This is a genomic window from Oleiphilus sp. HI0080, from assembly GCF_001635135.1.
The window spans coordinates 1-8,012 of sequence record NZ_LWFU01000525.1 but is presented as its reverse complement, the minus strand read 5'-3'; the positions used below and the strand labels follow the sequence as shown (position 1 = coordinate 8,012).

9 protein-coding genes are annotated in these 8,012 nt (G+C 48.7%); 3 read left to right on the top strand and 6 right to left on the bottom strand.

Annotated features, from left to right (window positions below; translation table 11 throughout):
* A partial coding sequence (locus A3751_RS11180) for an EAL domain-containing protein (protein ID WP_156492393.1) occupies window positions 1-415 on the top strand: 415 nt, incomplete at its 5' end.
* 20 nt (window positions 416-435) lie between these two features.
* Here A3751_RS11180 and A3751_RS11175 read toward each other — a convergent pair.
* Together A3751_RS11175 and A3751_RS11170 are read right to left on the bottom strand one after the other, a co-directional pair.
* Entirely contained in the window at window positions 436-1,164 is a 729-nt protein-coding gene (locus A3751_RS11175) for a sulfite exporter TauE/SafE family protein (protein WP_068455845.1), read from the bottom strand.
* Between the two features lie 56 nt (window positions 1,165-1,220).
* Window positions 1,221-1,928 carry a pirin family protein gene (locus A3751_RS11170; protein WP_068455843.1) on the bottom strand — a complete coding sequence of 236 codons (708 nt, stop codon included), beginning with the start codon at window positions 1,926-1,928 and terminating at the stop codon, window positions 1,221-1,223.
* A gap of 77 nt (window positions 1,929-2,005) precedes the next feature.
* On the opposite strand from A3751_RS11170, the gene A3751_RS11165 reads away from it, so the two are divergent.
* Window positions 2,006-3,067, top strand: coding sequence for a PQQ-dependent sugar dehydrogenase (locus tag A3751_RS11165; protein WP_068455838.1), 1,062 nt, complete (start codon window positions 2,006-2,008; stop codon window positions 3,065-3,067).
* Window positions 3,068-3,080: 13 nt separating this feature from the next.
* Here A3751_RS11165 and ybaK read toward each other — a convergent pair whose 3' ends face one another.
* The 4 genes from ybaK to A3751_RS11145 all read right to left on the bottom strand — a co-directional run bounded on the left by ybaK (window position 3,081) and on the right by A3751_RS11145 (window position 6,696).
* Window positions 3,081-3,548: a Cys-tRNA(Pro) deacylase gene (ybaK, locus tag A3751_RS11160; RefSeq protein ID WP_068455835.1), complete on the bottom strand. Its 468-nt coding sequence runs from the start codon at window positions 3,546-3,548 to the stop codon at window positions 3,081-3,083.
* Window positions 3,549-3,617: 69 nt separating this feature from the next.
* A complete protein-coding gene (gene ppa, locus A3751_RS11155) occupies window positions 3,618-4,145 on the bottom strand; it encodes an inorganic diphosphatase (RefSeq protein WP_068455832.1) in 528 nt (175 codons plus the stop codon).
* A gap of 83 nt (window positions 4,146-4,228) precedes the next feature.
* Complete coding sequence (rpiA, locus tag A3751_RS11150; protein WP_068455829.1) at window positions 4,229-4,906, bottom strand: ribose-5-phosphate isomerase RpiA; 678 nt, start codon at window positions 4,904-4,906, stop codon at window positions 4,229-4,231.
* Between the two features lie 50 nt (window positions 4,907-4,956).
* Window positions 4,957-6,696, bottom strand: a complete 1,740-nt coding sequence (locus tag A3751_RS11145) for a bifunctional diguanylate cyclase/phosphodiesterase (protein ID WP_068455826.1) — start codon at window positions 6,694-6,696, stop codon at window positions 4,957-4,959.
* A gap of 209 nt (window positions 6,697-6,905) precedes the next feature.
* Between A3751_RS11145 and ilvA the strand changes: the two genes are divergently transcribed.
* A partial coding sequence (gene ilvA / locus A3751_RS11140; protein ID WP_068455823.1) for a threonine ammonia-lyase, biosynthetic occupies window positions 6,906-8,012 on the top strand: 1,107 nt, incomplete at its 3' end.

Below are 8,012 nucleotides of genomic sequence, written 5' to 3'. Positions count from 1 at the left end.
TCTTGAATTAGAGCTGACAGAAAGTGCCCTGAAAGAAGACATTCAGGGAGTAAGCGAGCGGCTTGCGGACTTACGCGAGATTGGCATCAAGGTATCGATCGACGACTTTGGAACGGGCTATTCATCGCTCAGTTATTTGCGCCACCTGCCCGTAGATACGCTTAAGATCGACCGAGAGTTTATCGACAATATTGAGTGCTCCAAAGCTCAGCAGGCGATTACCAAGGCGATTGTCGTATTGAGTAATTCTCTTGATTTGAAAGTTGTTGCTGAGGGCGCAGAAAATGAAGCGCAGCTTGATCTTCTAAGATCCCTTGGATGTGACTATGTTCAGGGTTACTACGTTTCGAGACCGCTTGATAAGGAAGCAATGGAAGCCCTGTTACGAAACCAGCAGCCGTCAAACGTTGGATAGTTGGATACCCTCAGCCAGCTTTAAACGACCTTCCAAATCAAACTGACCCCAACAGCGAATAACAGAAAACGACACGCTTGCATGAACTGAGTCTCGCTCAAGCGACCTTGAATCTGTTTGCCCAGCCAAACGCCCAAGTAGGCCATTGGTAACAGCACGACACTGATCGCGACCAACTGCAGAGACCATTGCCCGTTTAGAGAGTAGGGAATCAACTTGATGGCATTCATGATCGCGAAAAACGCACCAGCGGTAGCGAGCCACGCTGCTTTTGGAAGCGCTCTGGATACAAAGTAGATATTGATCGGTGGGCCGCCGGCGTGTACGAGCGTGCTACTTAAACCAGAGCTTGTCGACCAAAAAAAACGAGCGCCTTTAAAGCGCATTAGTGCTTGTTGTAGTCGCGCCCAAAGCGCAAACAGAATGCATAGAATACCTAAACCGAGCATGAGGGCCGAATCGGAGGCCGATCCCATGGCAAAGCCGCCAAGAAATATGCCGACCAGCGCGCCGGGAATTAAGCCCCTTAATTCAGGCCAATTTATCTGTCGAAAGTAGTAGCGCAGAGTTTGCGCATCCATCGCAAGCAAAAGCGGTAGGGTAATTGCTGTGGCTTCGAGCACCCCAATTTTAAAGCTCAATAGTGGCACGGCGACAACACCGGCGCCTCCGGCAAAGCCCGACTTTGAAATACCGGTGATGATGACGCCAGTGATGGCCAATAGCCAAAAGATCGGATCGCTTGTCATGTTGTGAATCTCTTATCCATTTGGCTTAGGTGGTTCCAAAAACGTGCGCTGCGCCATCAGGGAAGTTCAAACCAGAGCGCTTCGAAGTCGTCGCTGTTTGCCTGAGCCTGCACATGGTCAGTGGACGCTATCGCACCACCCAGAGCATCGCCCGCCTTCAATGTGGTTGTTGCATCATTAAACTGAAACTCTGCTGAGCCCTTTATGACATGCAAATAACTATGATTGCCCCGACTCGTCAGCGTGGCAGTCTCGTCTGTAGCGAGGCGCAAACGATAGATACGCGCGTCCTGATGTACGTGCAACGAGTCGCCTTCACCATCGGGGGTGACTAAAGGAGTTAACGCGGTATTCTGTTCTATTGCGCGTTGTTCATAACTCGGTTCAATGTTTTGCACTTCAGGCTGAATCCATATCTGAAGAAACTTCAGAGGAGCCTCTTTGGAGGCATTGTGCTCAGAATGTGTTACCCCAGTGCCGGCACTCATTCGCTGTACTTCGCCTGCAGGTATCTGGTAATGGTTACCGGTACTATCTTTATGCTCAATCGTACCCTCAAGAACATAGGAGATAATCTCCATGTTTTGATGGCCATGTGTATCAAAGCCTGCGCCGGGTGCGACGGTATCGTCGTTGATGACGCGAAGCACCGATACGCCCATGTGCTGAGGGTCGTAGTAGTGACCAAAGGAAAAGCTGTGTTTGCTATCCAGCCAACCAAAGTTGGCCTGACCCCGTTCCTCATTACGTCTCAAATAGTTCATGCGTCTCTCCTGTCATCTAACGAATGATGGGATTAGTATATGGAGCGAACAGCCTGGGAAATACCGGAAGAATTAAGATGAAATGCTCAAAAAAACTGATGTTTCTGTTGTTACTGGCGGTCGTGAACCCAACATACGCCAATCAGTTGGAGAAAGTCGCCAGTGGTTTTGCTTTGCCTTGGTCGATTGAATTTGTTAGTCACAATACCGCCTTGGTGAGTGAGCGAGAAGGTCAACTTCAGTTTATTGAATTGGGCTCAGGCAAAAAGACGCAGATTCAGGGCGTTTGGCCTGTATGGTTCAGCGGGCAGGGCGGCTTGCTCGATTTGGCACTGCATCCGCAGTTTCAGAGAAATGCGTGGATTTATGCGACCTACAGTAAGCCGGATGATGACGAAGCTTCAACGGCCTTGGCCCGGTTCAGAATAAAAGATGCGCGCGTGCGCGATTTTGAAGAGCTTTTTGTGAGCAACGCCAAGTCATCGGGTGGACGACACTTTGGCAGCCGGATCGCGTTTGATGCACAGGGGTATCTTTATTTTAGCTCTGGTGATCGAGGCGAGCGCGAATGGGCTCAGGAGCTTTCGAGTCATGCGGGTAAAATACTTCGATTGCATGATGACGGGCGTATTCCTGAAGATAACCCGTTTTACGCTGTAAAAGGCGCGCAGCCCGAGATCTGGGCATATGGCAACCGAAACCCGCAAGGCATGCATTATGACCTGGAAACCGATGTTCTTTGGTCAATAGAGCATGGGCCGAGAGGTGGTGATGAGGTCAATATCATTCAGCGTGGCGCGAATTATGGTTGGCCCGTTATCTCGTATGGTAAAGAGTATTGGGGCCCCATAGACGTTGGAGAAGGTACGCATCGTGAAGGCATGGAGCAACCGGTCAAGTACTATGTGCCTTCCATCGCGCCAAGCAGCTTGAGTATGTTTGGGAACAAGCTTTATGCTGGTGCGCTGAAGTTGCGTCACGTAAATGTGCTTGTGCTAGATGCATCAATGACGAGAGTGACGGCAGAACAGCGACTGTTCGAAAGTCTTGACGAACGGGTTCGCGATACGGTACTTGGGCCCGATCAGTGGATGTACTTTCTGACCGATTTGGGCAACTTATATCGTTTCGAGCCCTAAAAATCGAAATGTGCTAAGCGCGCACCTTGATGAGTTTCGCTCTGAGAATTTTCAATAAGTCTTCAGTGCGGACTTCAATATCCAGGCCTCTTCGGCCGCCGCTCACTAGCAAGGTTTCTAGGTGCTCTGCGGAGGCATCGACAATCGTCGGTAATCGTTTTTTCTGTCCGAACGGGCTAACACCACCCTTGATATAGCCCGTCGAGCGCTCAGCGTCTTCGACTTTGGCCATGCTTGCCTTCTTCGCGCCCAGTGCTTTTGCGGCACTTTTAAGATTGAGGCTTTCTGCAACAGGGATGATGACGCATGCCAACTTGCTAGCGTCTAGCTCGATGATGAGTGTTTTAAACACTTTCTCTGGATTAAAACCGAGCTTTTCTGCCGCTTCCAAACCGTAGGCACCATGGTTTGGATCATGCTCGTAGGCATGCACGGTATGAGAAATCTTCTGCTTGTTGAGTAGATTGATCGCGGGCGTCATGCTTGACGAGTTTACGTCTTTTTGTAGGCAATAAAAAAGGGCCCTTAGGCCCTTTTTAAACGTCACGATTTACTTTGTGTAGGCCGCGGCCGCTTTTTCGATAGAGGCGCGCGCTGCATCCGCGTTTTCCCAACCGATAATTTTCACCCATTTGCCCGCTTCAAGATCTTTGTAGTTTTCGAAGAAGTGCTGGATCTGATCTTTTAACAGAGGCGGAAGGTCATCAACATCTTTAACGTCACTATACGCAGTGGATAGCTTGTCGTGAGGAACGGCAACCAACTTTTCGTCGCCACCCGCTTCGTCTTCCATGTTCAGCATGCCAACAGGACGGCAGCGAATAACGGCGCCTGGCAATACGGGATAAGGAGTGATAACCAAAACGTCTAATGGGTCACCGTCATCAGCAAGCGTATGTGGAATGAAACCATAGTTCGCAGGGTAAAACATAGGTGTCGCCATGAAGCGATCAACAAGCACGGCGCCCATGTCTTTGTCGATTTCGTATTTGATTGGGCTGCTGTTTGCAGGAATTTCAATCGCAACGTAAATATCGTTTGGCAGATCTTTACCTGCTGGGATGTTGTCAAAAATCATGTAAGTTTCCTCAACGTGAGCGCTAGAATAAAGGCTCGCGATTATAAGGCCTTAGCCCAGTCAAACCAAGCTTCTCGCGATATCTAAACCGCTGCTTTTAACGTTTTTACACCATTTTTGGTGCCGACAAGAAGAATGTCCGCTGATCGCGCGGCAAACAGGCCATTTGTGACCACACCCGTGATCTGGTTTATTTGCTCTTCCATAGCGATCGGCGACTGAATTTTCATGTTGTGGACGTCAAGAATAAGGTTCCCATTATCCGTAATAAAGTCTTCGCGCCAAACGGGGTCGCCGCCCAGTTTCACCAATTCGCGCGCGACATAGCTACGCGCCATTGGAATCACTTCTACCGGAAGCGGGAATGCGCCCAAAAGATCAACTTGTTTGGTGTCGTCTACAATACAGACAAAGGTTTTCGCGACAGCGGCAACGATTTTCTCTCTGGTGAGCGCTCCGCCGCCGCCTTTAACTAATTCAAGATGCGCATTGCACTCGTCAGCACCATCAATATAAAAATCGAGTTTTGGCGCACTGTTGAGCTCGTAGACTGGAATGCCGTGAGATTTCAATCGTTCGGCGCTGGCCTCGCTGCTTGCGACCGTGCCGTCAAAGGTGTGTTTGAGCTCAGCAAGGTGGTCGATGAAAAAGTTGGCGGTAGAGCCTGTGCCAATGCCAATAATGCTGTCGCTATCTAGCTGACCTTTGATGAGATTAACGGCTTCGAGCGCCACCGCGCTTTTAAGTTCGTCCTGAGTCATTAAGCATTCCTGATGAAGTTCTAGAATTTCGTGCAGTATAGGGGGCAAGCTCAGCCATTTAAAGCAATGCTTTCAAGCTCGTCGGCAGGAACCGGGCGGCTTAGCAGATAGCCCTGCATGACGTCGCATCGATTGTCTTTGAGGAAGTTCAATTGCTCTTCGGTTTCTACACCTTCCGCGACGACTTTTAAACCGAGATTATGAGATAGCGCAATGATGGCTTTTACGATTGTCTGATTGACGCCATCGGTAATGATATCGTTAACGAAGCTACGATCTATTTTTATCGCATCTAGAGGTAAGGAGCTTAGGTATGAGAGCGACGAATAGCCGGTTCCAAAATCGTCCACAGATATTTTACAGCCCAGTTGGTGAACTTGCCTAAAGATTTGAACGCAATGCTCTGGGTCTGACATGACAGCTGATTCTGTGAGCTCGAGCTCTAAACACTCAGGCTCGATGCGTGAATCTGCAATAGTGGACCGGAGAGATTCAAGAAAACCATCAAACTGGAGTTGCCTGCTTGATATATTGACGCTTATGGTCACGGATGGGGGCAAGACTTTACGTGTTTGCCAGTCTTTCAGCTTATGACAAGCATCGTTGAGTATCCAAAGGCCTAGTTCGTTAATGAAGCCGCGCTCTTCTGCAATCGAGATGAATAATACTGGGCTTATGAATTGGCCATCTATTCTCCAGCGCATAAGGGCTTCTAGACCCACTATTTGGTCTGTCGTCGCGCTATATTGAGGCTGGAAATAGGTCTCGAGTTGATCATTAATGATTGCGTTCTTGAGTTTAGTTCCAAGCTCAATCCGCATTCTGGCATCTTGCTCTAGCTCTTCAGAAAAGTAGGCGTATTGGCTGCGACCTTTGTTTTTGGCGAGATACATTGCTGCATCCGCATTTTTTAACAACTTACTAGCCGACGTTTGCGTTCCGTCGTAAACAGCAATACCGATGCTGGTGCTTGTGAGAATTTCATGACTATTGATGTTGTGCGGTTTGGAAAGATCCTCAAGAATACGCATCGCAATTTGACTTGTTGTATTGGGGCTTTCTAAGTCGTTTAGGACGATACAAAACTCATCGCCACCTAGTCTCGCGACGTAATCGCTATCGCGAACGCATTGCTTCAGTCTGAGTGCAATGCTGCGTAAAAGCAGGTCACCTGCTGCATGCCCGTAGGAGTCGTTGACTACTTTAAAGTGGTCGAGGTCAAGAAACATTACTGCTAGTTTCTGAGCCCGTGTTTTGCCACGGCCGACTAATCGCGCCAGCATATTGGTAATTTGCTCTCGATTGAACAGGCCTGTTAGCTGGTCGTGACGAGCAAAGTCCTGCAAGCGTTTGAACGCGCTTTTAAGATCTTTTTGTTGCTCTTTGATAATGCTTTTTTGATTGTCTAGTTGCAGAAATACATTTGCTTTGTGGAGTATGATTTCTGGTATTAGGGGCTTCGTCAGGATGTCTACAACGCCGTGCTTATAGCCCTTCTGAAGGTCTTCATTGCCGATGTTTTGGGCTGTCATCAGAATGATAGGTACGTAGCGGGCGCGGGCGCTGTTATGAATTTCTTCTGCTAGATCATAACCAGAAATATCAGGCATAATGATGTCGAGAAAAATCACCGCGAGATCGTGTTGCTGTAGCACTTTGCGAGCATCTTCCGCGTTGTTGGCTAGAAACACGCGCGCGCCCGTAGATGCCAGAATTGACTCCATAATCAGCAAGCTAGATTGCGCATCGTCGACAACGAGGATATTTTGCGAGGATTTCACTTTATTCACTGCAACGTCCTTGCTGATTCAATGCAATAGGTATCCAAATCATAAGGTGAATGGCCGCTAAAAATGCGTATCTCCAAAACACCTATTAATAGCAGAGTAAAGCGCCTTTATCCACTCGTTATAGAGCACGAATTTGGTTAAGATTGCGCATCTCTTTGAGTGCTGAACGCGGGCTGAGCCCAAAATATTGCTGCGGAAACGAGTTATTTATGCTGAACAACTATATTAAGAAAATTCTAGATGCGCGGGTTTATGACGTGGCGATTGAGTCACCTTTAACGCCTGCGAGAAGTCTTTCGCAGCGTTTTAACAATGAGATCTTTTTGAAGCGTGAAGATTTGCAGCCTGTGTTTTCGTTCAAACTACGCGGCGCATACAACCGCGTTCGACAGCTTAGCGATATCGATAAGGCGAAAGGCGTGATTGCTGCCTCTGCGGGTAATCATGCGCAGGGCTTGGCATTAGCCGCGAAGACACTGGGTATCAAAGCTACGATCGTAATGCCAAAAACGACGCCGGAAATTAAGGTCAGTTCGGTCAAAGCGCGTGGTGCGAAAGTGGTGCTTGTTGGCGACACCTTTGACGAGGCGTCAGCCTATGCTCAAGAGCAAGTAAAAGAGAAAGGCTTGATTTACATCCCTCCTTACGATGATGAAGACGTGATAGCCGGTCAGGGAACGGTTGCAATGGAGTTGCTAAAGCAGCACACGGACGCAGCGCATGCGGTATTTATTCCTTGCGGTGGCGGGGGCCTTATTGCGGGGATGGCTGCATACATTAAATATCTGCGCCCTGAAATTAAGGTGATCGGCGTAGAGCCTGAGGATGCGGCTTGTTTGTTAGCTGCGAAAAAAGCCGGTAAGCGCGTTACGCTAGATCAGGTGGGTATTTTTGCTGATGGAGTGGCTGTGCGCCAGATCGGGAAATTGCCGTTTGATATCTGTAAGGATCATGTCGATGATGTGATCACGGTGAGTACCGATGAGATCTGCGCAGCGATAAAAGATATCTTTGACGATACCCGCGCCATTGCGGAGCCTGCTGGCGCGATTGGTGTGGCAGGCCTGAAAAAATATGTTGAGCAAACCGGGGTTCAGGGTGAGAACTTGTTAACGGTCGTGTCTGGCGCAAATATGAATTTTGATCGTTTGCGTTACATTTCAGAGCGAACGGAAATTGGCGAAAAGCGCGAAGCGATCTTGGCAGTGACGCTACCGGAGAAACCTGGCAGCTATAAAAGGTTTATTAAAGCCTTACACCGGCGTAATATCACTGAGTTTAACTACCGTTACGCAGATGGTTATGAAGCGCAGATT

Bases quoted from the DNA above. Each gene is read 5' to 3' on its own strand.
- A3751_RS11175 (WP_068455845.1), bottom strand. From the start codon at position 1,164: ATGACAAGCGATCCGATCTTTTGGCTATTGGCCATCACTGGCGTCATC.
- A3751_RS11165 (WP_068455838.1), top strand. From the start codon at position 2,006: ATGAAATGCTCAAAAAAACTGATGTTTCTGTTGTTACTGGCGGTCGTG.
- rpiA (WP_068455829.1), bottom strand. From the start codon at position 4,906: ATGACTCAGGACGAACTTAAAAGCGCGGTGGCGCTCGAAGCCGTTAAT.
- ybaK (WP_068455835.1), bottom strand. From the start codon at position 3,548: ATGACGCCCGCGATCAATCTACTCAACAAGCAGAAGATTTCTCATACC.
- ppa (WP_068455832.1), bottom strand. From the start codon at position 4,145: ATGATTTTTGACAACATCCCAGCAGGTAAAGATCTGCCAAACGATATT.
- A3751_RS11170 (WP_068455843.1), bottom strand. From the start codon at position 1,928: ATGAACTATTTGAGACGTAATGAGGAACGGGGTCAGGCCAACTTTGGT.